The sequence below is a fragment of the Allobosea thiooxidans genome (assembly GCF_900168195.1).
GTDB classification, from domain to species: Bacteria; Pseudomonadota; Alphaproteobacteria; order Rhizobiales; family Beijerinckiaceae; genus Allobosea; species Allobosea thiooxidans.
Map to the genome: position 1 here is coordinate 69858 of NZ_FUYX01000012.1, position 25214 is coordinate 95071.

Here is a 25214-nt window from a genome sequence, read left to right on the forward strand (position 1 = left end):
GTTGTGAAGGCGGCGACGAGATCATGCGGCGAGTGGACGGTAGGCGTTTCCTGAGCAGGGCCGTTCTGGCACTGGGGCTTCTGGCGCCGAGCCTGGGCCTCGCCGCGGAATCCGAAGCAGTGACCTCGCCGCGCGTGACCGCGACGCTGCTCTCGAGCCGCGACACGGTCGCGCCGGGCGAGCGCTTCCAGGTCGCGCTGGTCCAGAAGCTCGCGCCGCATTGGCATACCTACTGGCTCAATCCCGGCGATTCCGGCGAACCGACCCGGATCAACTGGGACCTGCCCGCCGGCGCTGCCGCCGGTGACATCCGCTGGCCCGCCCCGCAGGCGATCCGGGTCGAGCCGCTGGTCAATTTCGGCTTCGAGGGCACGGTGCTGCTGCCGGTCGAGATCACCGTGCCGGCCGATGCCAAGCCGGGCACGACCTTCGCGCTGAAGGCCGACGCTACCTGGCTCGTCTGCGAGAAGATCTGCATCCCCGAGGAAGGCTCGTTCTCGCTCGAGCTGCCGATCGCCGCCGCCGGTGTCCCCGACCAGTCGGCGCAGGAGCGGATCGATGCCGCACTGGCCGCCCTGCCCGGGCCGGCTCCGTTCCGCGGCAAGCTGCGCGGCGACGGCGAGAAGCTCGCGCTCGAGCTGCCCGGCCTGCCCGCGGGCGTGAGCGATCTGCGCTTCTTCCCCATCTCCGACACGCTGATCGAGCATGCCGCGGAGCAGTCCCTCGCCGCCGGTGCGGCGCCGGTGCTGACGCTGGTCCGTTCGGGCGTCTTCAAGCTTCCGCAGCCGGAGGTCTCCGGCGTGCTGACCTTCCGCGAGGATGGCGAGCCGCGCGCCTTCGCGCTGGCCGCCGATGCCGACCCGGCCCTGGTCGCGGCCGCCGCCCCGGCTGCGTCGGCGGCACGCCCCGCAGTTGTGAAGATCGCGACGCCGCCCGAAGGCGCCGACCTGTCGCTCTGGGCCGCGCTTGCCTTCGCCTTCGCCGGCGGGCTGATCCTGAACCTGATGCCCTGCGTGCTGCCGGTGCTGTTCATCAAGGCGCTCGGCTTCGCCCAGCTCGCCCATGCCAGCCGCGGCGAGGTGCGCGAGCAGGGGCTGCTCTTCCTCTGCGGCGTGCTGTTGACCTTCATGGTGCTGGCCGGAGCGGTGATCGCGCTCGGCGCGCTCGGCAACAGCGTCGGCTGGGGCTTCCAGCTCCAGTCGCCGCCGCTCGTCATCGCGCTGGCGGTGGTAATGGTGCTGATCGGGCTCAACCTGATCGGCGCCTTCGAGATCGGCGGCTCCGTCGTCGGCTTCGGCGACGGCCTCGCCCGCCGGGGCGGGCGCTTCGGCGCCTTCATGACCGGCGTGCTCGCGGTGGTCGTCGCCACGCCCTGCACGGCACCCTTCATGGGGGCGGCGATGGGCTATGCCGTGACGCAGCCGCCGGCGGTGGCGCTCTCCGTCTTCGCGGCCCTGGCGCTGGGCTTCGCGCTGCCGGTGGTGGCGCTCTCCTTCGCGCCCGGCCTGCTGCGCCTGCTGCCGAAGCCGGGCCGGTGGATGCTCGTGCTGAAGCAGGCTTTCGCCTTCCCGATGTTCGCGACCGCGATCTGGCTGATCTGGGTCGCCTCGGTCCAGAGCGGGCCTCAGGGGGTTCTCGCGGCGCTGGTCGCGGTCCTGGCGGCGGGCTTCGTCGTCTGGCTCGTCGGCGTGACGCGCGGCACCCTGCCGCGCCGCGTCTTCGGCGCCGTGCTGGCGGCGCTGGTCGCGCTCGGGGCCGGCTGGTTCACCGTACAGAACGCGGTTCCCGGCGCGACGACCGAGGCCCGCGCCGGCGAGACGGAAGCCTGGTCGCCCGAGCGCGTCGCGGCGCTGCAGGCGCAGGGCAAGCCGGTCTTCGTCAACTTCACCGCCGCCTGGTGCATCACCTGCCTCGCCAATGAGCGCGTCGCGCTCTCGCGGCAGGAGGTGAAGGATGCCTTCGCTCGGCTCGGCATCGTCTATCTCAAGGCCGACTGGACCAATCGCGATGCCCGCATCGCGCAGGCGCTCGGCGAGCAGGGCCGCGCCGGCGTGCCGCTCTACCTGGTCTATCCGGGCCGCGCGGGCGCGCAGGCCGAGGTGCTGCCGCAGCTCCTCACGGCCGACGCCGTGATCGCGGCTGCCGAGCGCGCCGCGGGCCGGGAGGCGAAGACGGCGGCGCCGTGACATCGGCGCCTCCTAGCTGAGGAACGGAACGCCGCCGCTCCGGGGCTCGCCGCTGCGCGATGTCCCGGAACGAGGGCGACGCTCTGTCTTGGGCTGTTACCTTACGAGCGGGGGCCGAGGTCGCGCGGCGCGGCGTTGATCGTGACGATCTGGCCGTTGCGCAGCTCGAGGATCGCCAGCCCGCGCTCCACCTGTCCGTCCGGCCGGAAGCGGAAGACGCCGTCGGCGCCGGCGAAGCCGGAGGCGTTGGTCAGCACCGATTCCGAGAAGCGCTGCGAACCCTGCGTGCGCGCCAGCGCGGCGGCGAGCGAAACGGCATCGTAGGCGAGCGTCGCGGTGCGCGTCGGGGCGCCGTTGAAGCGCTGCTGATAGCGTCCGGCGAAGGCGTTGAAGCCGGCGGTGTCGGGCGAGGCGAACCAGCCGCCCTGGATCGCCGGCACCCGCGCGATGCTGGCGTCGTTCCAGACGCCGGTGCCCAGCGGCTTCACCCGCGATGGGTTATAGCCGGCCTCCTGCAGGGCCTGGCCGAGCGCCGGCATCGTGTCCGCGGCCGCCGGCACGAACAGCGCATCCGCCTGCTGCAGCGACGGCACGAGGCGCTGGGCCGCGCTGCGCATCGCGTTGTGATCGGCGCCGAAGCGCTCGATCGCGACCACGCGCGCGCCTCGGGCGGCGACGGCCTGCTGGAAGGCGGCCTCGACGACCTTGCCATAGGCGGTGTCGGGGACGAGTGCGGCGAAGGATTTGCGCCCCTGCTGCGACGCATAGGCGATGACGCGGTTGACGTCGTTCTCGGGCGGGAAGGACAGCAGATAGACGCCGGGCGCGGCGACGCTGGAATCGCTGGAGAAGGCGATGACCGGGCGGTTGGCGCCGCGCGCCACCTGCCCCGCCGCCTGGACGGAGGGCGCGAAGAGTGGGCCGATGATGAGCTCCGCCCCTTCGGCGAGCGCCTGCTGGGCGGCGGCACGGGCGCCATCCGGCGTGCCGCGATCGTCCTTGACCAGCAGGGTCAGGTCGGCATTGGGGAACTCGGCCAGAGCCATCTCGGCGGCGTTCTTGAGCGAATTGCCGACGACGGCGCCCTGGCCTTCCGCCGTCAGCGGCAGGACGAGGCCGACCTTGACCTTGCCGTTGCCGATGACCTGCCCCGTGGGCGCGGCCGCGTCGGAGGCGGGGGCTCCTGAATCGAAGCCGGGCAGGCCGGAAGTGCCGCCGCCGCAGGCGGCCAGCGCGAGCGGCAGGGCGACCGCAAGCGCCCGTGCCTTGAACCGCAGGATCGGGGCGAAATGCCGATGATGCAACACGGGCGATCTCCAGTCGTGACCGGACCGGCGCGAAGCCCGCCCGGCGATAGGTCCCCATGGAACCGTTCTGCCCCTCGCGGGGACTCGTGCCAGTGCGGAATCCTATTTTCAAGTTGTTAACTATGGGTTGCATTCGTCGAAGACGCTCGCGCCGTGGCGCGACTGCCGCGGCTGTGGCAGCTTGGCGCCATGTCGCATGATGCCGCCGCCCGCTCTTCCAGCTACACCGCCTTCGGCCTGAGGGCCGAGGCCGAGCCGCTGGCGCCGGGGTTGCACATTGTCGCGACGCCGATCGGCAATCTGCGCGACATCTCCTTCCGGGCCCTGGCGACGCTCGCCGCCGCCGATGCGATCCTGGCCGAGGACACCCGCACCTCGAAGACGCTGCTGGCACATTACGGCATCTCGACGCCGCTCCTGCCCTATCACGAGCACAATGCCGCGCAGATGCGGCCCAAGGTGCTGGCGAAGCTCCGCGAGGGCGGCAAGCTCGCCCTGATCTCGGATGCCGGCACGCCGCTCGTCTCCGATCCCGGCTACAAGCTCGTCGCCGAGCTGGTGGCCGAGGGGCTGCCGGTCACCGGCATTCCCGGCCCATCAGCCGTGCTGGCGGCGCTGGTCCTCGCGGGCCTGCCGACCGATCGCTTCTTCTTCGAGGGCTTCCTACCGCCGAAATCGGCGGCGCGGCGCACGCGGCTGACGGAGCTTGCCGCCATTCCCGGCACGCTGGTCTTCTTCGAATCGCCGCGCCGTGTCGCCGAGATGCTGGCCGATGCCGCCGCCGTCCTGGGCGCGCGCACCGGCGCCGTGGCGCGCGAGCTCACCAAATATCACGAGACGGTCCAGCGCGGCACGCTGCCGGAGCTCGCGGCGCATTATGACACGCAGGAGGAGGCGCGGGGCGAGATCGTCGTCATCATCGGCCCGCCGGGCGCCGGCGAGCTGCTGCCCGCCGGAGACGTCATCGACGAGCGGCTGCGGGCCGCGCTCGCCAATGTCTCGCTGAAGGAGGCCGTGGCCCAGGTCGCGGCCGAGACCGGCCAGCCGCGCCGCAAGGTCTATGCCCGCGCCCTTGAACTGACCCGCGACGATCCGTGAGCGGAACGGCGGCCGATCCGGACAAGCGCAGCCGCCGGGCCCGGCGCTCCGGCCTGGCCGGGCGCCGCGCCGAATGGCTCGCCATCCTCTGGCTGTCGGCGAAGGGCTATCGCCTGCTCGAACGCCGCTATGGCGGCAAGGGCGGCGAGATCGACCTCGTGATGAAGCGTGGTCGCACCGTCGCCTTCGTCGAGGTCAAGGCGCGCGGCGAGCTCGATGCGGCGATGCTCGCGATCACGCCGGAGAAGCGCCGCCTCGTCGAGCGGCGGGTGCGGCACTGGCTCTCGCGCAACCCCTGGGCCTCCACCCACTATCTGCGGGCCGATGCGGTCTTCCTCGCGCCCTGGCGCCGGCCGCGCCATGTGCCCGCCGCCTTCGCGCTCCTCCTGTGACGCAACACGATCCCGCGGCCACCCTCTTGCCGGAACCCCGTTCGCGGTCCGATAAGAACCGGCCGCAACAGGAAGGCCTGCCATGACTCTCGCCATCGCCATCCAGATGGACCCGATCGAGCGCATCCGGATCGCCGGGGATACCGGCTTTGCCCTGATGCTGGAGGCGCAGGCGCGCGGTCATACGCTCTACACCTACACCCCCGACAAGCTCTCGATGCGCGACGGCAAGGTCACCGCGCCGATGCGTCCGGTCACGGTGCGCGACGTCGAGGGCGATCATTTCACGGCGGGAGCCGAGGAGAAGATCGATCTCTCGACGCTCGATGTGGTGCTGTTGCGGCAGGACCCGCCCTTCGACATGGCTTATGTCACCACCACCCATATGCTGGAGCGCATCCACCCGAAGACGCTGGTGGTCAACGACCCGACCTCGGTGCGCAACGCGCCGGAAAAGATCCTCGTCACCCATTTCCCCGAGCTGATGCCGCCGACGCTGATCACCCGCGACAAGGCGGAGATCGAGGCCTTCCGCGACGAGCATGGCGAGATCGTCATGAAGCCGCTCTACGGCCATGGCGGCGCGACCGTGTTCAAGACCAGCCGGACCGACCCGAATTTCGGCTCGCTCTTCGACCTGTTCAGCAACCTCTTCCGCGAGCCCTGGGTGGTGCAGGGCTTCATCAAGGAGGTCAGCGAGGGCGACAAGCGCATCATCCTGATCGACGGCAAGGCGGCCGGCGCGGTCAACCGCGTGCCGGCGGTCGGCGATCTGCGTGCCAACATGGTCCGCGGCGGCGCAGCGCGCCCGACCGACCTGTCGAAGCAGGAGCTGGCGATCTGCGAGGCGATCGGCCCGACTCTGCGCGAGCGCGGCCTGCTGCTCGTCGGCATCGACGTGATCCACGGCAAGCTGACCGAGATCAACGTCACCGCGCCGACCGGCGTGCGCGCCATCAAGAAGCTCGGCGGCCCGGACCTGGCGGCGCAGCTCTTCGACGTGATCGAAAGCAAGCGCTGAGCGCTGGGTTGCTCCCTGAGCCCTCATCCTGAGGAGCCATTCCGTTGGGAATGGCGTCTCGAAGGATGGTTCAGGAGGCTCTGGAACCCGCTGGAGCATCCCTCGAGACGCCGCTTTCGCGGCTCCTCAGGATGAGGGCTGCGAATGTCCAGCAGCTTCCGAGGGGGCGATCGCTCGCAATACCGGCGTCAGGCCGCCTTGCCGCTGCCGTTCAGCGAATTCGTCTCGTCCCAGCCATAGCGCAGCATCTCGAAGCGCATCGTCAGCGCATCGAGCAGCAGGAGCTTGCCGACGAGCGGTTCGCCGAAACCCGTGATCGCCCGCACGACCTCCAGCGCCATCAGCGAGCCGATGACGCCCGGCAGCGCGCCGAGCACCCCGGCCTCGGCGCAGGTCGGGATCGCGCCGGGCGGCGGTGCCTCCGGGAACAGGCAGCGCCAGGTCGGGTTGGGGCGCCCGTCCGGTCCGTTCTCATGGGCGCGCACCGTCGTCAGCGAGCCGTCGAAGCGCCCGAGCGCGCCCATGACCACCGGCTTGTGCTCATGGAAGCAGGCGTCGGAAACCGCATAGCGTGTGGCGAAATTGTCCGAGCCCTCCGCCACCACGTCGTAGAAGGCGATCATCGCGCGGGCATTGTGCGGGTCGAGCCGGGTGACATGCTCTTCGACCACCACGTTCGGGTTGAGGTTGCGCACGAAGCGGGCGGCGACCACCGCCTTGTGCGCCCCGATATCCTCGGTGGTGAAGATCGTCTGGCGCTGCAGGTTGGAGAGCGAGACGATGTCGTCGTCGACGATGCCGATCTTGCCGACGCCGGCCGCTGCCAGATACTGGATCAGCGGCGCGCCGAGGCCGCCGGCGCCGACCACCAGCACGCGCGCATTCTTCAGCCGCTGCTGGCCCGGTCCGCCAATCTCCGGCAGGACGATGTGGCGGGCATAGCGCTCGATCTCGTCGTCGTTCAGCATCATGGCGGAAAGGTAAGGCCGATTGCCGTCTTTCGGCAATCGGGACTGCCGCACGGCGGCCTGCGCATCTGACCTTTCGCCAGCTTGGCCGCGCGCTCAAGCCATGCCATCGTGTCCGGATCGAGGGCCGGACAACGGCGCCCGGCGGCTAACAGGGGATCGGTTCGATGCGTCTGGGGTCTTTTGCGGCCGCGCTGGCCGGGGTGGCGCTTTCGGCTGTGGCGGCGCTGGCGCAGCAGCCGATCAAGCCGGCGGTGGTCTACGACAAGGGCGGCAAGTTCGACAAATCCTTCAACGAGGGCGTCTTCATGGGCGCCGAGAAGTTCAGGCAGGAGACCGGGGTCGAGTTCCGCGACTTCGAGCCGACCAACGACGCCCAGATCGAGCAGGCGCTGCGCCGTTTCGCCCGCGACGGTCATTCGCCGATCATCGCCGTCGGCTTCAGCCAGGCGACGGCGCTCAAGAAGGTCGCGGCCGAGTTCCCGGATCTCAAATTCACCATCATCGACATGGTGGTCGAGCTGCCGAACGTGCAGTCGGTCGTGTTCAAGGAGCATGAGGGCTCCTATCTCGTCGGGTTGCTCGCGGCGATGGCCTCGAAGACCGGCAAGGTCGGCTTCGTCGGCGGCATGGATATCCCGCTCATTCGCAAATTCGCCTGCGGCTATGTCCAGGGCGTCAAGGCGGGCAAGGCCGATGCCGAGATCTTCCAGAACATGACCGGCTCGACCCCGGCCGCCTGGAACGACCCGGTCAAGGGCGGCGAGCTCGCCAAGTCGCAGATCGACCGTGGCGCGGACGTCGTCTATCACGCCGCCGGCGGCACCGGCATCGGTGTGCTCCGCGCGGTGGCGGACGCGGGCAAGCTCGGCATCGGCGTCGATTCCAACCAGAACGCGCTGCATCCCGGCAAGGTGCTGACCTCAATGCTGAAGCGCGTCGACGTCGCCGCCTATAACTCCTTCAAGGCGGCGCGCGACGGCGGCTGGAAGCCCGGCCTTTCCGTGCTCGGCCTCAAGGAGGAGGGCATCGACTGGGCGCTGGACGAGAACAACAAGGGCCTGATCTCGCCGGAGATGAAGGCCGCCGCCGACAAGGCCAAGGCCGACATCATCGCCGGCACCGTCAAGGTGCACGACTACATGTCGGACCAGAAGTGCACGATGTGAGGGCCCCGCGCCCGCGATGAACGTCACCATCCTCGGTTCCGGCGACGCCTTCGGCTCCGGAGGGCGCTTCAACACCTGCCTCCGGGTCGAGGCCGGCGGCGAGGCCATGCTGCTCGATTGCGGCGGCTCCAGCATGGTTGCGCTCAATCGGGCCGGCATCGCTCGCAACGGTCTCTCGACCCTGCTGTTCACCCATTTCCATGGCGATCATTTCGGCGGGCTGCCGGCCTTCCTGCTCGATGCGCAGTTCGTCTCCCGCCGTCGCGAGGCACTGACGATCGCCGGCCCGGCCGGCATCGAGCGCCAGGCGCTGCAGGCGCTGGAGGCCGCCTTTCCCGGCTCCTCCGGTAATGCCTGGCGTTTCCCGATCCGCTTCGTCGAGATCGCTCCCGGCCGGCCGGTGACGCTCTCCGGCATCGCGGTCACCGCTTTCCCGATGGTGCATGACGAGCGCGCCGGGCCGTGCCAGGGCTATCGGCTCGGCGCCGGCGACAAGGTCTTCGCCTTCTCCGGCGACACGGCCTGGACCGAGGCGCTGGTCCCGCTCGCCGCCGGGGCGGATGTCCTGCTGGTCGAGTGCTACAGCTACGACGCCAAGCTCCCCAACCATCTCGATTACGAGACCCTGGCCCGGCATCGTGCGAAGCTCGACACGCCGCGCATCATCCTGACCCATATGGGCCCGGGCATGCTGGCGCATGGCGGGGCTCTGCCGGAGGAGCGCGCCCATGACGGCATGCTGGTCACGGTATGACGCAGCCGCGCGCGCCCGCCATCGAACTCCGCGGCATCTCTAAGCGCTTCGGCGCGGTGGCGGCCAACAAGGACGTCTCGCTCTCGGTCGCCGCCGGCTCGATCCACGGCATCGTCGGCGAGAACGGCGCCGGCAAGTCGACGCTGATGTCGATCCTCTACGGCTTCTACGAGGCCGATGCCGGCGAGATCCGGATCGCCGGCGAAGCGCGGCGCATCCGCTCCCCGGCCGATGCGATCGCGGCCGGCATCGGCATGGTCCATCAGCATTTCATGCTGGTCGAAACGCTGAGCGTGGTCGAGAACGTGGTTCTCGGCGCCGAGGGTGGCGCGCGTCTGGGGGGCGGGCTCGCGCGGGCCCGCGCCGAGCTCACCCGGCTCTCGCAGCAATACGGCCTCGCCATCGACCCCGATGCGACCGTCGGCGATCTCTCGGTCGGATTGCAGCAGCGCGTCGAAATCCTCAAGGCGCTCTATCGCGGCGCCGGGATCCTGATCCTCGACGAGCCGACGGCGGTGCTGACGCCGGCCGAGGCCGACCAGCTCTTCGCCTTGCTGCGCGCCCTCAGGACCCAGGGCAAGACGGTGATCCTGATCACCCACAAGCTGCGCGAGATCATGGACGTCACCGACGCGGTCTCGGTGATGCGGCGCGGCGAGATGGTCGCCCATCTCCGCACGGCCGCGACCTCGCCGCCGGAGCTGGCCGAGGCGATGGTCGGCCGGCGCGTGCTGCTGCGGGTCGAGAAGCCGCCGCGCGAGCGCGGCACGCCGGTGCTGGAGGCCGTCGGCCTGTGCTGCCGGGACGCGCGCGGCACCGAGACCCTGCGCGACGTCGGCCTGACCCTCCATGCCGGCGAGATCGTCGGCATCGCCGGTGTCGCCGGCAATGGCCAGAGCGAGCTGCTCGAGGTGCTCGCCGGGTTGATCCAGCCGGATCGCGGCGTGATCCGGCTCGACGGGCAGATCCTCGCGACGGCCGACCGCGATCCGGCGCGGCTGCGCGAACGCGGCCTGATGCACGTCCCCGAGGACCGGCAGCGCAGCGGCCTCGTCGCCGCGTTCTCGGCCGCCGAGAGCGCGATCCTGGGCTATCAGCACGACCCCGCCTTCGGTGCCGGCCCGCTGCTCCAGCCGGCCCGGATCGAGGCCCATGCGCGCGAGGCCTTCGCGGCCTATGACGTGCGCCCGCCCGATCCCGCGCTGAAGACCGCGAAATTCTCCGGCGGCAACCAGCAGAAGATCGTGCTCGCGCGAGAGATCGAGCGGCGCCCGAAAGTGCTGCTCGTCGGCCAGCCGACGCGCGGTGTCGATATCGGCGCGATCGAGTTCATCCATCGCCGGCTGCTGGCGCTGCGCGATGCCGGCGTCGCCATCCTGCTCGTCTCGGTCGAGCTCGAGGAGGTGATGGCGCTCTCCGACCGGATCATCGCCATGTGCGGGGGCCGGATCACCGGCGAGCGCGCGGCGGAGGCCGCCGACGAGCGCGATCTCGGCCTGCTGATGGCCGGCGTCACGGGGGAGGCGGCGTGAGCGCAGCCCCTATCGAGCTGCCGCGCTGGGCCGATGTCGCGCTGGTGCCGCTGGTCTCGGTCGCGGCCGCCCTCCTCGTCGCGGGCCTCGTCGTCATCGGTATCGGCGAGAATCCGCTGGAGGCGACGGCACTGATGTTGCGCGGCGCGCTCGGCAGCGCCGAGGGCATCGGCTTCACCCTCTACTACGCGACGAACTTCATCTTCACCGGCCTCGCCGTGGCCGTCGCCTTCCATGCCGGGTTGTTCAACATCGGCGGTGAGGGGCAGGCGACGGCGGCCGGCATCGCGATGGCGTTCGCCTGTCTCGGCCTGTCCTGGGCGCCGGGCTTCATCGCCGTTCCGCTTGCGATCCTCGCAGCGGCGGCGGGCGGCGCGCTCTGGGCCTTCATCCCGGGCTGGCTGCAGGCGAAGCGCGGCAGCCATGTCGTGATCACCACGATCATGCTGAACTTCGTCGCCGCGACGCTGATCGTCTATCTGCTGCGCGAGGTCATCGGCAAGCCGGGCTCGATGCAGCCCGAGACGCCGGATTTCCCGGCCCAGGCCGTGTTGACGCCGATGCATCAGCTCCTCGCCCCATTCGGGCTCAGGCTGCCCCCGACCCCGCTGAACAGCGCCTTGCTGCTGGCGCTTCTGTCGCTCTTCGCCGTCTGGCTGCTGATCTGGCGCACGCGGCTGGGCTATGCCATCCGCACCGTCGGCGCCAATCCGCGCGCGGCCGCCTATGCCGGCATCTCCCCGGCGGCCGTGACGATGGTCGCCATGGCGATCTCGGGCGCCCTTGCCGGCGGCCTGGCCGTCAACGAGGCGCTCGGCGTGCAGCACCGGCTGGTCCTCGATTTCACCGCCGGCTACGGCTTCGTCGGCATCGCGGTCGCCCTGATGGGGCGCGGCCATCCGGTCGGCGTCGGCCTGGCGGCGCTGCTCTTCGGCGTGCTCTACCAGGGCGGGGCGGAGCTCTCCTTCGACAAGCCGGCGATCACCCGCGACATGGTGGTGGTGATCGGCGGGGTGCTCATCCTCTTCGCCGGCGCGCTCGACGGTCTGTTCCGCCGCCTTGTCGCCGGCGTGCTGCGCAGCGGCCGGAGCGGCGCCTGATGGACTGGCTCCAGACGCTCGCCGTGGTGCTCGATTCGACGATCCGGCTGTCGGTGCCGCTTATCTGCGCGGCGATGGCCGGCCTCTGGTCGGAGCGGGCCGGCGTGGTCGATATCGGCCTCGAGGGCAAGATGCTGATCGCCGCCTTCGCCTCGGCGGTCGCGGCCTTCGCCAGCGGCTCGGCCTGGATCGGGCTCGGGGCCGGCGTCCTCGCGGCGCTGGCGCTGGCGCTCGTCCACGGCTTCGCCGCCATCACCTGGCGCGGCAACCAGATCGTCTCCGGCGTCGCCATCAACATGCTAGCGGCGGGGCTCACCGTGATCCTCGGCAATGCCTGGTACGGGCAGGGCGGGCGCACGCCCTCGCTCGAAGGCGCCGCCCGCTTCGGCGAACTGACGCTGCCCTTCGCCCGCTGGGCGCGCGAGCACGTGCCCATCCTCGGCCTGTTCTATGACGAGGTGATCTCGGGCCACTCGGCGCCGGCCTATCTCGCCTTCCTCTGCGTGCTGCTCACGGCTTTCGTCCTGAAGCGCACGCGCTTCGGCCTGCGCATCCGTGCCGTCGGCGAGAATCCGGCGGCGGTCGATACCGCCGGCATCTCGGTGGCGCGGCTGCGCTATGGAGCGGTGGCGATCTGCGGGCTGCTCTGCGGGCTCGGCGGCACCTATCTCGCCGCCGCGCAATCGGCCGGCTTCCTGCCGCATATGACGGCCGGGCGCGGCTTCATCGCGCTCGCCGCCGTGATCTTCGCCAATTGGCGGCCCTGGCCTGCGCTCGGCGCCTGCCTGCTCTTCGGCCTGCTCGACGCGGTCGCGATCCGCCTGCAGGGCGTGACCCTGCCCGGCATCGGGCTGGTTCCGGTGGAAGCGATCCAGGCCCTGCCCTATGTCATGACCGTCGTGCTGCTCGCCGGCTTCATCGGCAAGGCGACGCCGCCCAGGGCGTCCGGCCTGCCCTATGTCAAGGAACGCTGACGAGGATCGCCATGGCGGACCAGCCCGATTTCGACGCCCTCTTCGCCGCCGCCGCGACGGTCCAGCCGCGAGCCTACGCGCCCTATTCGTGTTTCAAGGTCGGCGCGGCCCTGCTCGGCGATGACGGCGCCGTCTATGCCGGCTGCAATGTCGAGAACGCGGCCTACCCGGTCGGCGCCTGCGCCGAGGCCGGCGCGATCTCGGCGATGATCGCTGGCGGCGCGAAGGCGATCCGCGCCATTCTCGTCTTCGGCGAGGGCGGGGAGCTGGTCACGCCCTGCGGCGGCTGCCGGCAGCGCATCCGCGAATTCGCCGCCCCCGAGACCCCGGTCGCGATCGCCGGGCCCGGCGGCATCCGCGCGCGCTTCACCCTGGCGGAGCTGTTGCCAGCATCCTTCGGACCGGCCAATTTGCCGCGGTGATTTGCGAGCGGCCGCGGGGCGGCCGGGGAGAGAGGATCCGATGGCGGCCGATCCGGCCTTCGACGCGGCGGCATCCGTATTGGCCGAGCGCGGCATCGACACGATCGATTGCGCGCTCGTCCTTGGCACCGGGCTCGGCGCCATCGCCGAGGATGTGCAGGATGCCCTGCGTATCCCCTATGCCGATCTGCCCGGTTTCCCGCGTGGCGAGGTGTCCGGCCATGCCCGCCAGCTCTGCTACGGCACGCTGCATGGCCGCAAGGTGCTGATCTATCAGGGCCGCGCCCATTACTACGAGGGCGGCGATCCGGCGGTGATGCGCGTGCCGCTCGGTGTGCTGACGGCCTTCGGCTCGCCGCCGCTGATCCTGACCAATGCGGCAGGCTCGCTTTCGGCGGAGATGCGGCCCGGAAGCCTCGCCCTGATCACCGATCACATCAACCTGAACGGGCCCAACCCGCTGGTCGGCGACCATGGCGACGGCCGTTTCGTGCCGATGGTCGATGCCTATGACCCGCATCTGCGCGGCCGGCTGAAGCGCGCGGCACAGAAGGTCGCCGTGTCGCTCGGCGAGGGCGTCTATATGTGGTTCTCCGGGCCGAGTTTCGAGACGCCGGCCGAGATCCGCATGGCGAAGCTGCTGGGTGCCGATCTGGTCGGCATGTCGACCGTGCCGGAGGTGATCCTGGCGCGGCGGCATGACATCCGCGTCGCCGGGCTGTCGATCGTCACCAATATGGGCGCGGGCCTGCATGGCGGCGCGCCGCATCACGCCGAGACGCGCGATGTCGCAGCCGTGGCCGCCGGCGCGTTGCGGCGCCTGCTGCGCGCCTTTCTCTCGGAGCACTGAGCCATGTCGGACGCCGATATCGCCAGGCGCGCCCTGGCCTTGCTCGATCTCACCGATCTCGCCGATGACGCCACTACGGAGGGCGCGCGCGCGCTGTGTGGCCGCGCCGTCTCCGGCCCGGTTCCGGTCGCGGCGGTCTGCCTCTGGCCGCGCTTCGTCGCGACGGCGCGGGCCGAGCTCGGCGATGGGCCCGTCCGCATCGCGACCGTCGTCAACTTCCCCGATGGCGGCACCCCGATCGCGCCGGTGCTCTGCGAGACCGAGGAGGCGCTGGAAGCCGGCGCCGACGAGATCGACCTCGTCCTGCCCTGGCGCGCCGTCCTGGCCGGCCAGACCACGGCGGCGACGGCCATGGTCCGCAACGTCAAGATGCGCTGCGGCGACAGGTTGCTGAAGGTGATCCTCGAGACCGGGGAATATCCCGACCTCGACAAGGTCCGGGCCGCATCCGAGCTCGCCATCGGCGCCGGCGCCGACTTCATCAAGACCTCGACCGGCAAGACCGCCCGCTCCGCCAGCATCCCGGCGGCGCGCGTCATGCTCGGCGTGATTGGCATGACGGCGCGGCCGGTCGGGCTCAAGCCATCCGGCGGCATCCGCACGCTTGCCGATGCGAAGAGCTATCTCGACCTGGCGGATGCGATCATGGGCTCCGACTGGGCGACGCCGGCCACGTTCCGCTTCGGCGCCAGCGGCCTGCATGCGGCGCTGGTCGCCGCGATCGGCGGTTCCGCGCCGGACGCCGCACCCCAGGGGAACTACTGAATGCGCCTGACCCAGGAGATCATCGCCGCCAAGCGCGACGGTGCCGAACTGCCCGATGACGATATCCGCCAGCTCATCGCCGGGCTGACCGACGGCTCGGTCAGCGAAGGGCAGGCCGCCGCTTTCGCCATGGCGGTCTATTTCAACGGCATGAACGCCAGGGAGCGCGTCGCCCTCACCCTCGCCATGCGCGATTCGGGCACCGTGCTGCGCTGGGACGACCTGCCCGGGCCGGCGCTCGACAAGCATTCGACGGGCGGCGTCGGCGATACGGTCAGCCTTCCGCTGGCGGCTGCGGTCGCGGCCTGCGGCGGTTATGTGCCGATGATCTCCGGTCGCGGTCTCGGCCATACCGGCGGAACGCTCGACAAGCTCGACGCCGTGCCGGGCTATGTGACGCAACCGGGTGTCGGGTTGTTCCGGGAGGTCGTTCGCGAGGTGGGCTGCGCCATCATCGGCCAGACTGCCGATCTCGCTCCGGCGGACAAGCGGCTCTATGCGATCCGGGACGTCACCGCGACGGTGGAGACGATCCCGCTGCTGGTCTCCTCCATCCTGTCGAAGAAGCTGGCTGCCGGCCTCCACGGCCTGGCCATGGATGTGAAGTTCGGCTCCGGCGCCTTCCTGCCGGATTATGCCAAGGCGCAGGCCCTGGCGCAGGCCCTGGTCGAGGTCGCCAATGGCGCCGGCCTGCCGACCACCGCCCTGCTGACGCATATGGGCGAGCCGCTTGCTTCCGCTGCCGGCAACGCGCTCGAGGTCGCCTATGCGCTCGACCATCTCACCGGGCGCAGGCGCGAGCCGCGCTTCCACGAGGTCACGGTCGCGCTGGGCGCCGAGATGCTGGTGCTGGGCAGGCTCGCTCCCGATCTGGATGCGGCGCGCGCCAGGATCGAGGAGGCCTTCGCCTCCGGCGCCGCCGCCGAGCGTTTCGCCCGTATGGTCACGGCGCTCGGAGGGCCGGCCGATCTGCTCGAGAAGCCTGAACGTCATCTCGCCGCCGCGCCGATCGTGAAGCCGGTCTTCGCCGAGGCGGCCGGGGCGGTTGCCGAGATCGACACCCGCGCGGTCGGGCTCGCCGTCGTCGCGCTCGGCGGCGGCCGCGTCCGTCCGCAGGACCCGATCGACCATGCCGTGGGCATCGTCGAGCTGGCGGGGCTCGGCGACCGTATCGGCTCCGACCGCCCGCTCGGCATCGTCCATGCCCGCGACGAGGCGGCCTGGGCTGCGGCGAGTGCGCGCTTGCGCAAGGCCTATCGGATCGGAGAGGCTGCGCCGCGCGGCGCTCTCGTCGCGGAACGGATCAAGGAGAGGTTTTCGGCATGAGTCTGCTTCTGGCCATGACGAGCTGGCATGTCGAGGATTGGCGGGCGCGCTTCCAGGCGCTGCTGCCGGAGATGCCGATCGTCGTCCTTGGCGAGCCGTTCGATCGCCGCGCCGTCCACTACGTCGCGAGCTGGAAGCATCCGGCCGGCAGCCTGACCGGCCTGCCCAACCTCGCCGCGATCTTCTCGCTCGGCGCCGGCGTCGACTTCCTCTTCGCCGACGACAAGCTGCCGGCCGCGCCGATCGCGCGCGTCGTCGATCCCGACCTCACGGCGCGGATGAGCGAATATGTCGTGCTGCACTGCCTGATGTATCTGCGCCAGCAGCACCGCTACGACCGGCAGCAGGCGCAGGCGCTCTGGGAGGACGACCGCAGCCAGCCGGCCGCCGGCGCGATCCGCGTTGGCATCATGGGGCTGGGCGAGCTCGGCCAGGACGCCGCCCGCAAGCTGCGGGTCATGGGTTTCGATGTCGCCGGCTGGAGCCGCTCGCCCAAGGCGCTCGACGGGCTGCCGAGCTTCTCCGGCGAGGACGGCATGAAGGCTTTCCTCGCCCGCACGGATATTCTCGTCAGCCTCCTGCCGCTGACGCCGGAAACGCGCGGCCTCATCAATTCCGAGCTGCTCTCCGGCCTGGCACGGGACGGGCGCCTGGGCGGGCCGTTCCTGATCAATGCCGGGCGCGGCGGCCTGCAGGTCGAGGCCGACATCCTGGCCGCGCTCGATGCCGGCACGCTGAAGGGCGCGACACTCGACGTCTTCGAGACCGAACCGCTGCCCTCGGACTCGCCGCTTTGGCTCCACCCGGCCGTGACCGTCACCCCGCATAATGCGGCGATGTCGGAGCCCGAGGCGATCGCTGGGCTGATCGCGGCGCAGGTCAGGCGGCTTGAGGCCGGCGAGCCTCTGCAGAACGTGGTCGACCCGGCGCGGGGTTACTGAGCCGGTTCCCAGGCGCCGCAGGGGGGCGGCGCGAGCCGGATTCTTGGCCTGTTCTTGAAATATTCCCGGTTCGGCGTAGAATAATGGCACCAGCGCCTCGTGCGCGAGGCGTAGTGGTTGGATGATCGTCACCGATGGAGGTGATCATGTTGACCGCGAATACGAACGCCAGGCGACCACAGGACTGGTGTAATCTGATCCTTGCCGGGCTGTTGTTCTTCTCGCCATGGTTCATGGGCTTTGTCGGCGACTTCATGCCGACGCGCAATGCATGGATCGTCGGTGTGGTGCTCGCGCTGGTCGCGGTCGCCGCGCTTTCGGCCTTCGCCGAATGGGAGGAATGGCTCAATCTCGCGCTCGGACTGTGGCTGGTGGCAGCGCCCTGGATGCTCGGCTTCACCAGTAACTTCGCCGCTTTCTGGAGCCATGTCGTCCTCGGTCTGCTGACCGCGGCGGTGTCGGCCTGGGCGGTGTGGGACTATCGGCACGAGCCGCACGCGACGGCCTGACGGGCCGATCGCCGTCCCGGGCAATGCCGGTCCCGGCGTCAGCTGCGTAGCGCGCCGGGGCCGGCTACCGCCATGGGCGGGCACTTCCCCGAAATGATCATGCCCAGCACCTCGTCCTGGGCGACGTCGACGGTGCGCGCCGTGCCGACGACCTTGCCGTTCTTCATCACGGTCACGCGGTCGGCGAGGTCGAAGACGTCGTGCAGGTCGTGGCTGATCAGGAAGATGCCGATGCCCTGCTTCTTCAGCTGCAGGATCAGCTCCGCCACCTGCTTGGTCTCGGCTGGGCCGAGCGCAGCCGTCGGCTCGTCCATGATCAGCACCCGCGCATTGAAATAGATCGCGCGGGCGATCGCGACCGATTGGCGCTGCCCGCCGGAGAGCGCCTTCACCGGTTCCTTGAAGCGGCGGAAATGCGGGTTGAGCCGGCCCATGACCTTGCGGGTCTCGGCCTCCATCGTCGCATCGTCGAGCGTGCCCCAGCCGGTCAGGAGCTCGCGGCCGAGGAAGATGTTGGCGGCGGCGTCGACATTGTCGGCGAGCGCCAGCGTCTGGTAGATCGTCTCGATGCCGTGGCGCTTGGCGTCGCGCGGGCTCGCGATCGCGACATCCTCGCCATTGACCCGGATCGTGCCGGCATCGGCGCGGTAGGCGCCGGAGAGGATCTTGACCAGCGTCGACTTGCCGGCGCCGTTATGCCCGAGCAGGCCGACGACCTCGCCCGGCATCAGGTCGATGTCCGCCCCGTCCACCGCCTTGATGCCGCCGAAGGCGATCGAGATGTCGCGCATCTCGATCAGCGGCGTGCCCTGGCCGGGATGGGTCGCGGAGAGATCAGCCGGTTCCGCGGCGCTCATGGAACCCTCCTCAGCTCAGCCGCTTGCGGTAGACTCCGTCGAGCCAGACCGCGACGACGAGGACGATGCCGACGACGATATTCTGCAGCGGCGCGTCGACGCCGATCAGCACCATGCCGGATTGCAGCGACTGCATCACCAGCGCGCCGAGCATGGCGCCCGCGATGGTGCCCACGCCGCCGGCGAGCGAGGTGCCGCCGATGACGGCGGCGGCGATGACATAGAGCTCGTCGAGCGTGCCGGCGGAGTTGGTCGCCGCGTTGAGCCGCGCCGTGGAAATGCAGGCGGAAATGCCGACGAGGACGCCCATCAGCCCGAACACCAGCATCAGCACCTTGCGCGTGTTCACGCCCGACAGCTGCGCCGCCTCCGGATTGCCGCCGATGGCGAAGACGTAGCGGCCGAAGCGCAGCCTGTTGGCGATGAAGGTGATGGCGGCGCCGACGGCCAACGCCATCAGCACCGGCACGGCGAGTCCGTGGCCGATGGCGATGCCGCCTTCCGGCCAGGTGCCGCCCTTCGCCTCGATGAGGCGCCGCGCGATGCTGGCCGGCAGCGTATAGGCATTCGCCACCATCACCATCGCCAGCACGGCGGCGCAGGCGAGCCCGGCGATCGCGATCTCGGCCCAGAGCGGGCGCAGCCCGAAGCCGAAGCGCTTGCGCCGCCGGCGGATCAGCACGGCTCCGGCGCAGATCACCGCGCAGAGCGCGATACCGATGGCCCAGGAGGCGCTGGTGCCGATCGCGCCGTCGACGCCGCCGCCGAGCGGGCGGAAGCGCGAATCCATCGGCGCGATGGTCTGGCCCTGCGTCACCCACCAGGCGGCACCGCGCCAGACCAGGAGTCCGCCGAGCGTGACGATGAAGGAGGGGATGGCGAGATAGGCGATCAGCGCGCCTTGCAGAAGGCCCACGAACCCGCCGAGCCCCATCGCCACGAGCAGGCTGACGAGCCAGGTCAACGGATGCTCGAAGCCCCAGATCCCGGGCAGCAGCCGGACCTGCACCAGCCCGACGACCATGCCGACGAAGCCGAGCATCGAGCCGACCGACAGGTCGATGTTGCGAGTGACGATGACCAGCACCATGCCGCAGGCCATGATCGCGACCGAAGCGGTCTGGACCAGCAGGTTCCACAGGTTGCGCGGCGTCAGGAAGGCGCCTTCCGACAGCCAGTCGAAGCCGAGCCAGATCACGGCGAGCGCCGCGACCATGCCGATCATGCGCGGATCGAACTCGATCTCGCGCAGACGGTCGGCGAGGCTGCGCGCATCCTGTACCGGGCCGGTCGGCGCAGGGGCGGCTTCGGAGCCGGATGATCTCAGATCGGATCGCACGGCGACCCCATCCGAGATCTGGATCCGTCTCTCACCAAGGATCTGGAGCAGGCTTCTGGCGGAAAACGGGTTCCCGTTTTTTCGCAACCTGCCTTAGTCACAGGCCTTGACCTTGCCGGCGGCGACGCCCTGGCAGACCGCCGATTTCGGCGCCCAGCCGGCCTCGATGACGACGTTGAGATTGTCCTTCGTCACCGGCACCGGCTTGAGGAAGAGCGCGGTCATCTTCTGCTTGCCCGGGCCCTGGTCCCATGCGGCGGAGCCGGCGATCTCGGAGAGCTTGGCGCCGCCGGCGAGCTTGATCGCGATCTCGGCGGCGTTGCGGCCGAGTTCGCGGGCGTCCTTCCAGATCGTCACGGTCTGGGTGCCCAAAGCGACGCGGTTGAGCGCCGCCCGGTCGGCATCCTGCCCGGAGACCGGGACCGAGCCGGCCAGGCCCTGCGCTTCCATCGCCGCGATGGCGCCGCCTGCCGTGCCGTCATTGGCGGCGACCACGGCATCGACCTTGTTCTGGTTGCGCGTCAGGATCTGCTCCATGTTGCGCTGGGCATTGGCCGGCAGCCAGCCATCGGTGAAGGCTTCGCCGACATTCTTGATCTTGCCGGCGTCGATCGCGGCTTTGAGCACCTCGATCGAGCCCTGATAGAGGAAGTTGGCGTTGGGATCGGCGCTCGAGCCCTTGATGAAGACGTAGTTGCCCTCCGGCTTCGCCTTCTGGATCTCGCGCGCCATCATGCGGCCGACCTCGACATTGTCGAAGGTCAGGTAGAAGGCCTGCGGGATCTCGATCAGGCGATCATAGCCGACGACGGCGATGCCTTCGTTCACCGCCTTCTCGACGGCGGGGCGGATCGCCTGCGCATCCTGCGCGAGTACGATGAGCGCCTTGGCGCCGCGCGCGATCAGGCTTTCGACATCGGTGAGCTGCTTGGCCGGCGACGACTGCGCATCGGCGGAAAGATAGGTGCCGCCGGCCTTCTCGATCGCCGCCTTGATCGCGGCCTCGTCGGTCTTCCAGCGCTCTTCCTGGAAATTCGACCAACTGACCCCGATGACCGGGCCCTTCGACTGGGCGAAGGCGCCCGCATGGATGGAAAAGGCGGCAACGGCGATGCTCGCCGCAAGGACGAAATGCTTCATCACACTGACCTCCTGAGCTTCCCCGCCGCAGACTCTCAGGCTTCTCCGAGCCTCGAAGGCGTCCGGCACCGGAAGCTCATCCCAGCGGCCGGAAGCTGTCAAGCAGACCAAGGGCCAAGGCGGGAGGTTCAGGTGGTGCGCTTGTCCGGGGAGTCGCAGAGGTCGCTCTGGATGCAGCGGCCGCATTCGGGCCTGAGCGCCTTGCAGGTGTAGCGCCCGTGCAGGATCAGCCAGTGATGCGCATGGCGGCCGAACTCGTCGGGGATCGCCTTCTCCAGGCCGAGCTCGACCTGCAGCACGTTCTTGCCGGGCGCGATCCGCAGCCGGTTGGAGACGCGGAAGACATGGGTGTCGACCGCATGGGTGATCTCGCCGAAGGCGATGTTGAGCACGACATTCGCGGTCTTGCGGCCGACGCCCGGCAGGCTTTCCAGCGCCTCGCGCGTCGTCGGCACCTCGCCGCCGAACGCGGCGATCAGCTTCTCGCTGAGCGCGATGACGTTCTTGGCCTTGTTGCGGTAGAGCCCGATCGTCTTGATGTGCTCGCGCACTGTCTCCTCGCCCAGCGCCAGCATCTTCTCCGGCGTGTCGGCGAGGGCGAAGAGCTTGCGCGTCGCCTTGTTGACGCCGGCGTCGGTCGCCTGCGCCGAGAGCACGACCGCGACCAGGAGCGTGAAGGCGTTCACCGATTCCAGCTCGCCCTTGGGCTCGGGGTTGGCGGTGCGGAAGCGCTCGAAGATCTCGCGGATCTCGGCCGGCTTGCGGGCACGCGCCATCGTGATGCGCTTGCTGGGGGCGCGGGTGCGGGCAGGCCTGTTCTGCTGGTCCATGACGGCGTTATAATCTGCGGATGGACCCCGGCAAGAGCCCAGAGAGCGAGAGTATGGACGCCGCCCGGCGACCGGTCTTCGACGCGACGATCACGCCGCATCGCTCGCTCGGCCAGAATGGCTTCCGCATCGTGATGACGCTGGTCTGCCTGGCGAGCGTCATCTCCTCGATTCCCTTCGTCGTGCTCGGCGCCTGGCCGGTCGCCGGCTTCTTCGGCCTCGACGTGCTGGCCCTCTTCGTCGCCTTCCACGTCAATTTCCGCCATGCCCGCGCCTTCGAGCGGATCATCGTGACGCCGCTGGAGATCCTGCTGCGCAAGGTCTCCCATCACGGCCGCGAGGCCGTCTGGCGTTCCAATCCGATCTGGACCCGGCTCGAGCGCCAGACCGACGAGGATTACGGCCTGCTCGCCCTCAGGCTGGTCTCGCGCGGGCGCAGCGTCGCCGTCGGCGCCGCGCTCTCGCCGCTGGAGCGCGCCGGCTTCGCCGATGCGCTCGGCTCGGCGCTGGCGAGCGCCCGCCGCGGGCCGGATTACGGCGCGCCCTGAGCCGCGCCCTCGCGTTGCGCGAGCCAGATCGTATGGCCGCCGCAACTCTCGTCCTCGGCGGCGTGCTCCAGGACGGCGAAACCGTTCTCGGCCAGCAGCGAGCGGTATTCCTCCGGCGCCAGGCTGGCGTGATAGAGCGGTTCGCCTTCGAAGCTGCCGATCGCCTCGCCATCCGAAGGTCCGCTGGTGAACATCAGGGCCGCGTTCGCGCCGGCATGGGCGGCGAAGACTTGGAACATCGCGCGCTGGTCCGGTGCGGTCAGGTGGAAGAAGCTGTCCCAGGCGATCACGCCGTCGAAGCGGCGCCCGAGCGCCAGGCGGCGCATGTCCTGCACCTCCCAACTGGCCTGGGGGAAGCGCTCTTGGCACAGCGCGATCAGCGAGGGAGCGGAATCGATGCCGGTGACGGCATGCCCCTTTTCCAGGAAGTGCCGGGCGATCGGCTCGCCGGAACCGCAGCCGATGTCGAGGATGGCGGCCCGTTCCGGCACGAGCGCCAGGAAACGGTCGAGCCAGGCGCGTTCGAACAACGTCTTGCCGCGCAGTCCGTCATAGGTGGCGGCATGGCGTTGGTAGAGATCGATGACGGCATCGGCGGGAGAGGTCATGGCACTATGAACCCTCATCCTGAGGAGGCCCGCAAGGGTCGTCTCGAAGGATGCTCCAGGAGGCTCCCGAACCATCTGGAACATTCTTTCGAGACGCCACCGACGCAGCGCCTCAGGACGAGGACTGATTGTTTCGGGGCGGAAACGCGAGAGCGAGGGCCGCCCCGCCCTTGTCAGCTTTCGGGTGGGAACGTCATGGTGCAGCCCCTAGATTCGCATCATGACGAATGATGCGAGGTTCACCCCATGAATGCTCATGCTCCGATGAAAGCGGCCATGAAGACGGCGATGACCCCGACGCGCTTCTCCAATGCGGTGCTGGCGCGCGCCGCCGAGGCCATGCCCTCGGAGGCCGATTTCCCCGCCGTCGTGCCGGGCTCCGACTACGACACGGTGCGGCGGATTCTCGCCTTCATCACCCATAACTGGCGCGAGCAGCCGACGATCGAGGCGATCGCGGAGGCGGCCGGCGCGACGCCGACCGACGTCCACCATCTCTTCCGGCGCTGGTGCGGGCTGACGCCCAAGGCCTTCCTGCAGGCGATCACGCTCGACCATGCCAAGGGCCTGCTTGCCTCCTCGGCCAGCCTGCTCGACACCGCGCTCGAGGTCGGGCTTTCCGGCCCGGGCCGGCTGCACGATCTCTTCGTGACGCATGAGGCGATGTCGCCCGGCGAGTGGAAGCTCGGCGGCGAGGGGCTGAAGCTCTCCTACGGCTTCCATCCCTCGCCCTTCGGCGAGGCGCTGGTGGTGATCACCGATCGCGGCCTCGCCGGTCTCGGCTGGGTCTCGACCAGCGTCGATGGCGGCAAGGTCGTGGGCGGCCGGGCCGAGGCGCTGGCTGACATGATGCGGCGCTGGCCCCATGCCGATTATCATTACGACCCGGTGCTGACGGCGCCCTATGCGGCCCGCATCTTCGAGCCCAAGGCGTGGACGTCGGAGACGCCGCTGCGCGTCGTGCTGATCGGCACGGATTTCGAGGTCCGGGTCTGGGAGACGCTGCTGAAGATCCCGGTCGGCTGCGCCACCACCTATGGCGACGTCGCCAACCATATCGGCCGGCCGAGCGCCGCGCGCGCCGTCGGCATGGCGGTCGGCAAGAACCCGATCTCCTTCGTGGTGCCCTGCCATCGCGTCATCGGCAAGTCCGGCGCCCTGACGGGCTATCACTGGGGCCTGACGCGCAAGCGCGCCATCCTCGGCTGGGAGGCGGGCCAGACGGCGGCCGGCTGAGCCGGCCGCTGCTCAACAGGTCATGCTCGCCCTTGCGGCGAGCATCCATGTCTTGAACACCGTATTGCATCGACGAAGACGTGGATGGTCGGGACTGGCCCGACCATGACGGGTGTTTCGTGGCCTGCGCTTCTAGAGCAGGCCGCGCTTCGCCAGATGGCGCATCAGATGCGAGGCGCCGAAGGTCCAGGGCTCGCAGGCGTCGGTGCGCTTCATCCGGTTGACCAGGCTGCCGAGCTCCGGCGCGGCGATGGTGACGATGTCCCCGTATTTGTGGGTGAAGCCGCCGCCGGGCGCGTCGCGGTCCTTGATCGGCGCGAACATGGTCCCGAGATAGAGCGCCGCTCCGTCCGGGTACTGATGGTGCGGGCCGATCATCTGCGCGGCGAGATCGGCCGGGTCGCGGCTGATCTTGCCGATCGAGGACGAGCCCTCCAGGGTGAAGCCGTCCTCGCCCTCGACGGTCAGCGTCACGGTCGTCCGGCGGACATGGTCGAGCGTGAAACCCGCGTCGAAGAAGCGGATGAAGGGGCCGACCGCGGCGGCGGCGTTGTTGTCCTTCGCCTTGCCGAGCAGGAGCGCCGAGCGGCCCTCGACGTCCCGCAGGTTGACGTCGTTGCCGAGCGTGGCGCCGACGATGGCGCCCGTCGAGGCGACGATCAGCACGATCTCCGGCTCGGGATTGTTCCAGCTCGAGGCCGGGTGCAGCCCGGCATCGGCCCCGGTGCCGACCGTCGACATCGGCGGCGCCTTGGTGAAGATCTCCGCGTCCGGACCGATGCCGACCTCGAGATACTGGCTCCAGGCGCCCTGCTTGATCAGCACTTCCTTGAGATGCATCGCCTCGGGCGAGCCGGGCTTCAGCTTGGAGAGGTCGTCGCCGATGAGCTTGCCGATCTCTTCGCGGATCGTGGCGGCGGCGGCCGGGTTGCCGCGGGCCTTCTCCTCGATCACGCGCTCCAGCATCGAGACGGCGAAGGTGACGCCGGCCGCCTTCACGGCCTGCAGGTCGAGCGGGGAGATGAGCCAGGGGCGCTTCGGATCGCGGCCGTCGACGGCGGTGTTGGCGAGAATCTCGGCGAGCGAGCCTAGAACCTCGCCCTTCGCGGCGCGCAGGGCGGCGGCGGGGTCGGCGCTCTCGCAGAGGTCGCGGCTGGTCGGGAAGGCGGCGGTGATGTCGAGGACCTGCCCGTCGCGCAGCGTCACCACCGCGGGGCCGCCGAGATCGGGGCGCCAGACGCGGCCGGCGAGTGCCGCAGCGGCGGCGTCCTGCGGCAGGGTTGCGGTCACGGAAAGGTCGAGGCTCGGCATGGTGCGGTCCGGGAACGAGAACGGGTGGGAG

At 69.9% G+C, this 25214-nt stretch carries 25 protein-coding genes; 17 read left to right on the top strand and 8 right to left on the bottom strand.

Annotated elements, in window-relative coordinates; translation table 11 throughout:
- The first annotated feature begins 32 nt into the window (after positions 1-32).
- Positions 33-2186, top strand: a complete 2154-nt coding sequence (locus B5Y19_RS19495) for a protein-disulfide reductase DsbD family protein (protein ID WP_055728328.1) — start codon at positions 33-35, stop codon at positions 2184-2186.
- Between the two features lie 101 nt (positions 2187-2287).
- On the opposite strand, the gene B5Y19_RS19500 is transcribed toward B5Y19_RS19495, so the two are convergent.
- Positions 2288-3493 carry a penicillin-binding protein activator gene (locus B5Y19_RS19500; RefSeq protein ID WP_342060163.1) on the bottom strand — a complete coding sequence of 402 codons (1206 nt, stop codon included), beginning with the start codon at positions 3491-3493 and terminating at the stop codon, positions 2288-2290.
- Between the two features lie 189 nt (positions 3494-3682).
- Between B5Y19_RS19500 and rsmI the strand changes: the two genes are divergently transcribed.
- The 3 genes from rsmI (at position 3683) to gshB (ending at position 6004) form a co-directional block, all read left to right on the top strand.
- Positions 3683-4591, top strand: a complete 909-nt coding sequence (rsmI, locus tag B5Y19_RS19505; protein WP_055728408.1) for a 16S rRNA (cytidine(1402)-2'-O)-methyltransferase — start codon at positions 3683-3685, stop codon at positions 4589-4591.
- Positions 4588-4983 (top strand): YraN family protein, encoded by a 396-nt coding sequence (locus B5Y19_RS19510; protein ID WP_055728329.1) that lies wholly within the window; start codon positions 4588-4590, stop codon positions 4981-4983. Before rsmI ends, B5Y19_RS19510 begins: the two co-directional genes overlap by 4 nt.
- Positions 4984-5065: 82 nt before the next feature.
- On the top strand, positions 5066-6004 hold the full coding sequence (gene gshB / locus B5Y19_RS19515) for a glutathione synthase (protein WP_055728330.1): 939 nt from the start codon (positions 5066-5068) through the stop codon (positions 6002-6004).
- A gap of 188 nt (positions 6005-6192) precedes the next feature.
- Here gshB and B5Y19_RS19520 read toward each other — a convergent pair whose 3' ends face one another.
- On the bottom strand, positions 6193-6975 hold the full coding sequence (locus B5Y19_RS19520) for a HesA/MoeB/ThiF family protein (protein WP_055728331.1): 783 nt from the start codon (positions 6973-6975) through the stop codon (positions 6193-6195).
- Between the two features lie 164 nt (positions 6976-7139).
- On the opposite strand from B5Y19_RS19520, the gene B5Y19_RS19525 reads away from it, so the two are divergent.
- The 11 genes from B5Y19_RS19525 to B5Y19_RS19575 all read left to right on the top strand — a co-directional run bounded on the left by B5Y19_RS19525 (position 7140) and on the right by B5Y19_RS19575 (position 17314).
- Entirely contained in the window at positions 7140-8141 is a 1002-nt protein-coding gene (locus B5Y19_RS19525; protein ID WP_055728332.1) for a BMP family lipoprotein, read from the top strand.
- Between the two features lie 16 nt (positions 8142-8157).
- Positions 8158-8895 carry an MBL fold metallo-hydrolase gene (locus tag B5Y19_RS19530; RefSeq protein ID WP_055728333.1) on the top strand — a complete coding sequence of 246 codons (738 nt, stop codon included), beginning with the start codon at positions 8158-8160 and terminating at the stop codon, positions 8893-8895.
- Complete coding sequence (locus tag B5Y19_RS19535) at positions 8892-10427, top strand: ABC transporter ATP-binding protein (protein WP_055728334.1); 1536 nt, start codon at positions 8892-8894, stop codon at positions 10425-10427. Before B5Y19_RS19530 ends, B5Y19_RS19535 begins: the two co-directional genes overlap by 4 nt.
- Positions 10424-11527: an ABC transporter permease gene (locus B5Y19_RS19540; RefSeq protein ID WP_055728335.1), complete on the top strand. Its 1104-nt coding sequence runs from the start codon at positions 10424-10426 to the stop codon at positions 11525-11527. The genes B5Y19_RS19535 and B5Y19_RS19540 overlap by 4 nt, the downstream gene beginning before the upstream one ends.
- Positions 11527-12501: an ABC transporter permease gene (locus tag B5Y19_RS19545; protein ID WP_055728336.1), complete on the top strand. Its 975-nt coding sequence runs from the start codon at positions 11527-11529 to the stop codon at positions 12499-12501. The genes B5Y19_RS19540 and B5Y19_RS19545 overlap by 1 nt, the downstream gene beginning before the upstream one ends.
- 11 nt (positions 12502-12512) lie before the next feature.
- Complete coding sequence (locus B5Y19_RS19550) at positions 12513-12923, top strand: cytidine deaminase (RefSeq protein WP_055728337.1); 411 nt, start codon at positions 12513-12515, stop codon at positions 12921-12923.
- A gap of 40 nt (positions 12924-12963) precedes the next feature.
- Entirely contained in the window at positions 12964-13773 is an 810-nt protein-coding gene (locus tag B5Y19_RS19555; RefSeq protein ID WP_079591964.1) for a purine-nucleoside phosphorylase, read from the top strand.
- 3 nt (positions 13774-13776) lie between these two features.
- Positions 13777-14538, top strand: a complete 762-nt coding sequence (deoC, locus tag B5Y19_RS19560; RefSeq protein WP_079591965.1) for a deoxyribose-phosphate aldolase — start codon at positions 13777-13779, stop codon at positions 14536-14538.
- Complete coding sequence (gene deoA / locus B5Y19_RS19565; protein WP_055728339.1) at positions 14539-15864, top strand: thymidine phosphorylase; 1326 nt, start codon at positions 14539-14541, stop codon at positions 15862-15864.
- The gene (locus B5Y19_RS19570; protein ID WP_055728340.1) at positions 15861-16805 is read left to right on the top strand and encodes a 2-hydroxyacid dehydrogenase; all 945 of its coding nucleotides are present in this window, start codon (positions 15861-15863) and stop codon (positions 16803-16805) included. The genes deoA and B5Y19_RS19570 overlap by 4 nt, the downstream gene beginning before the upstream one ends.
- A 146-nt stretch (positions 16806-16951) precedes the next feature.
- Positions 16952-17314 (top strand): SPW repeat protein, encoded by a 363-nt coding sequence (locus B5Y19_RS19575; protein WP_055728410.1) that lies wholly within the window; start codon positions 16952-16954, stop codon positions 17312-17314.
- A 38-nt stretch (positions 17315-17352) separates the two neighbouring features.
- On the opposite strand, the gene B5Y19_RS19580 is transcribed toward B5Y19_RS19575, so the two are convergent.
- The 4 genes from B5Y19_RS19580 to nth form a co-directional block, all read right to left on the bottom strand.
- Positions 17353-18171, bottom strand: coding sequence for an ATP-binding cassette domain-containing protein (locus tag B5Y19_RS19580; protein ID WP_055728341.1), 819 nt, complete (start codon positions 18169-18171; stop codon positions 17353-17355).
- A 10-nt stretch (positions 18172-18181) separates the two neighbouring features.
- The gene (locus B5Y19_RS19585) at positions 18182-19510 is read right to left on the bottom strand and encodes a sugar ABC transporter permease (protein ID WP_411914164.1); all 1329 of its coding nucleotides are present in this window, start codon (positions 19508-19510) and stop codon (positions 18182-18184) included.
- A gap of 93 nt (positions 19511-19603) precedes the next feature.
- The gene (gene xylF, locus B5Y19_RS19590) at positions 19604-20650 is read right to left on the bottom strand and encodes a D-xylose ABC transporter substrate-binding protein (RefSeq protein WP_055728342.1); all 1047 of its coding nucleotides are present in this window, start codon (positions 20648-20650) and stop codon (positions 19604-19606) included.
- 128 nt (positions 20651-20778) lie between these two features.
- The gene (nth, locus tag B5Y19_RS19595; protein WP_244555657.1) at positions 20779-21426 is read right to left on the bottom strand and encodes an endonuclease III; all 648 of its coding nucleotides are present in this window, start codon (positions 21424-21426) and stop codon (positions 20779-20781) included.
- Positions 21427-21533: 107 nt separating this feature from the next.
- Here nth and B5Y19_RS19600 point away from each other — a divergent pair, with 107 nt between their 5' ends.
- Entirely contained in the window at positions 21534-22028 is a 495-nt protein-coding gene (locus B5Y19_RS19600; protein ID WP_244555647.1) for a DUF2244 domain-containing protein, read from the top strand.
- Here B5Y19_RS19600 and B5Y19_RS19605 read toward each other — a convergent pair.
- Positions 22013-22636, bottom strand: a complete 624-nt coding sequence (locus B5Y19_RS19605; RefSeq protein ID WP_055728345.1) for a class I SAM-dependent DNA methyltransferase — start codon at positions 22634-22636, stop codon at positions 22013-22015. The two genes, B5Y19_RS19600 and B5Y19_RS19605, sit on opposite strands and share 16 nt — an antisense overlap.
- 339 nt (positions 22637-22975) lie before the next feature.
- On the opposite strand from B5Y19_RS19605, the gene B5Y19_RS19610 reads away from it, so the two are divergent.
- Entirely contained in the window at positions 22976-23872 is an 897-nt protein-coding gene (locus tag B5Y19_RS19610) for a methylated-DNA--[protein]-cysteine S-methyltransferase (protein WP_055728412.1), read from the top strand.
- Positions 23873-24004: 132 nt separating this feature from the next.
- On the opposite strand, the gene B5Y19_RS19615 is transcribed toward B5Y19_RS19610, so the two are convergent.
- Positions 24005-25183 carry a fumarylacetoacetate hydrolase family protein gene (locus B5Y19_RS19615; RefSeq protein ID WP_055728346.1) on the bottom strand — a complete coding sequence of 393 codons (1179 nt, stop codon included), beginning with the start codon at positions 25181-25183 and terminating at the stop codon, positions 24005-24007.
- Positions 25184-25214: the final 31 nt, after the last annotated feature.

Bases quoted from the DNA above. Each gene is read 5' to 3' on its own strand.
- rsmI (WP_055728408.1), top strand. From the start codon at position 3,683: ATGTCGCATGATGCCGCCGCCCGCTCTTCCAGCTACACCGCCTTCGGC.
- gshB (WP_055728330.1), top strand. From the start codon at position 5,066: ATGACTCTCGCCATCGCCATCCAGATGGACCCGATCGAGCGCATCCGG.
- B5Y19_RS19520 (WP_055728331.1), bottom strand. From the start codon at position 6,975: ATGATGCTGAACGACGACGAGATCGAGCGCTATGCCCGCCACATCGTC.
- B5Y19_RS19525 (WP_055728332.1), top strand. From the start codon at position 7,140: ATGCGTCTGGGGTCTTTTGCGGCCGCGCTGGCCGGGGTGGCGCTTTCG.
- B5Y19_RS19530 (WP_055728333.1), top strand. From the start codon at position 8,158: ATGAACGTCACCATCCTCGGTTCCGGCGACGCCTTCGGCTCCGGAGGG.
- B5Y19_RS19535 (WP_055728334.1), top strand. From the start codon at position 8,892: ATGACGCAGCCGCGCGCGCCCGCCATCGAACTCCGCGGCATCTCTAAG.
- B5Y19_RS19545 (WP_055728336.1), top strand. From the start codon at position 11,527: ATGGACTGGCTCCAGACGCTCGCCGTGGTGCTCGATTCGACGATCCGG.
- B5Y19_RS19550 (WP_055728337.1), top strand. From the start codon at position 12,513: ATGGCGGACCAGCCCGATTTCGACGCCCTCTTCGCCGCCGCCGCGACG.
- B5Y19_RS19555 (WP_079591964.1), top strand. From the start codon at position 12,964: ATGGCGGCCGATCCGGCCTTCGACGCGGCGGCATCCGTATTGGCCGAG.
- deoC (WP_079591965.1), top strand. From the start codon at position 13,777: ATGTCGGACGCCGATATCGCCAGGCGCGCCCTGGCCTTGCTCGATCTC.
- deoA (WP_055728339.1), top strand. From the start codon at position 14,539: ATGCGCCTGACCCAGGAGATCATCGCCGCCAAGCGCGACGGTGCCGAA.
- B5Y19_RS19570 (WP_055728340.1), top strand. From the start codon at position 15,861: ATGAGTCTGCTTCTGGCCATGACGAGCTGGCATGTCGAGGATTGGCGG.
- B5Y19_RS19575 (WP_055728410.1), top strand. From the start codon at position 16,952: ATGTTGACCGCGAATACGAACGCCAGGCGACCACAGGACTGGTGTAAT.
- B5Y19_RS19580 (WP_055728341.1), bottom strand. From the start codon at position 18,171: ATGAGCGCCGCGGAACCGGCTGATCTCTCCGCGACCCATCCCGGCCAG.
- xylF (WP_055728342.1), bottom strand. From the start codon at position 20,650: ATGAAGCATTTCGTCCTTGCGGCGAGCATCGCCGTTGCCGCCTTTTCC.
- nth (WP_244555657.1), bottom strand. From the start codon at position 21,426: ATGGCGCGTGCCCGCAAGCCGGCCGAGATCCGCGAGATCTTCGAGCGC.
- B5Y19_RS19600 (WP_244555647.1), top strand. From the start codon at position 21,534: ATGGACGCCGCCCGGCGACCGGTCTTCGACGCGACGATCACGCCGCAT.
- B5Y19_RS19605 (WP_055728345.1), bottom strand. From the start codon at position 22,636: ATGACCTCTCCCGCCGATGCCGTCATCGATCTCTACCAACGCCATGCC.
- B5Y19_RS19610 (WP_055728412.1), top strand. From the start codon at position 22,976: ATGCCCTCGGAGGCCGATTTCCCCGCCGTCGTGCCGGGCTCCGACTAC.
- B5Y19_RS19615 (WP_055728346.1), bottom strand. From the start codon at position 25,183: ATGCCGAGCCTCGACCTTTCCGTGACCGCAACCCTGCCGCAGGACGCC.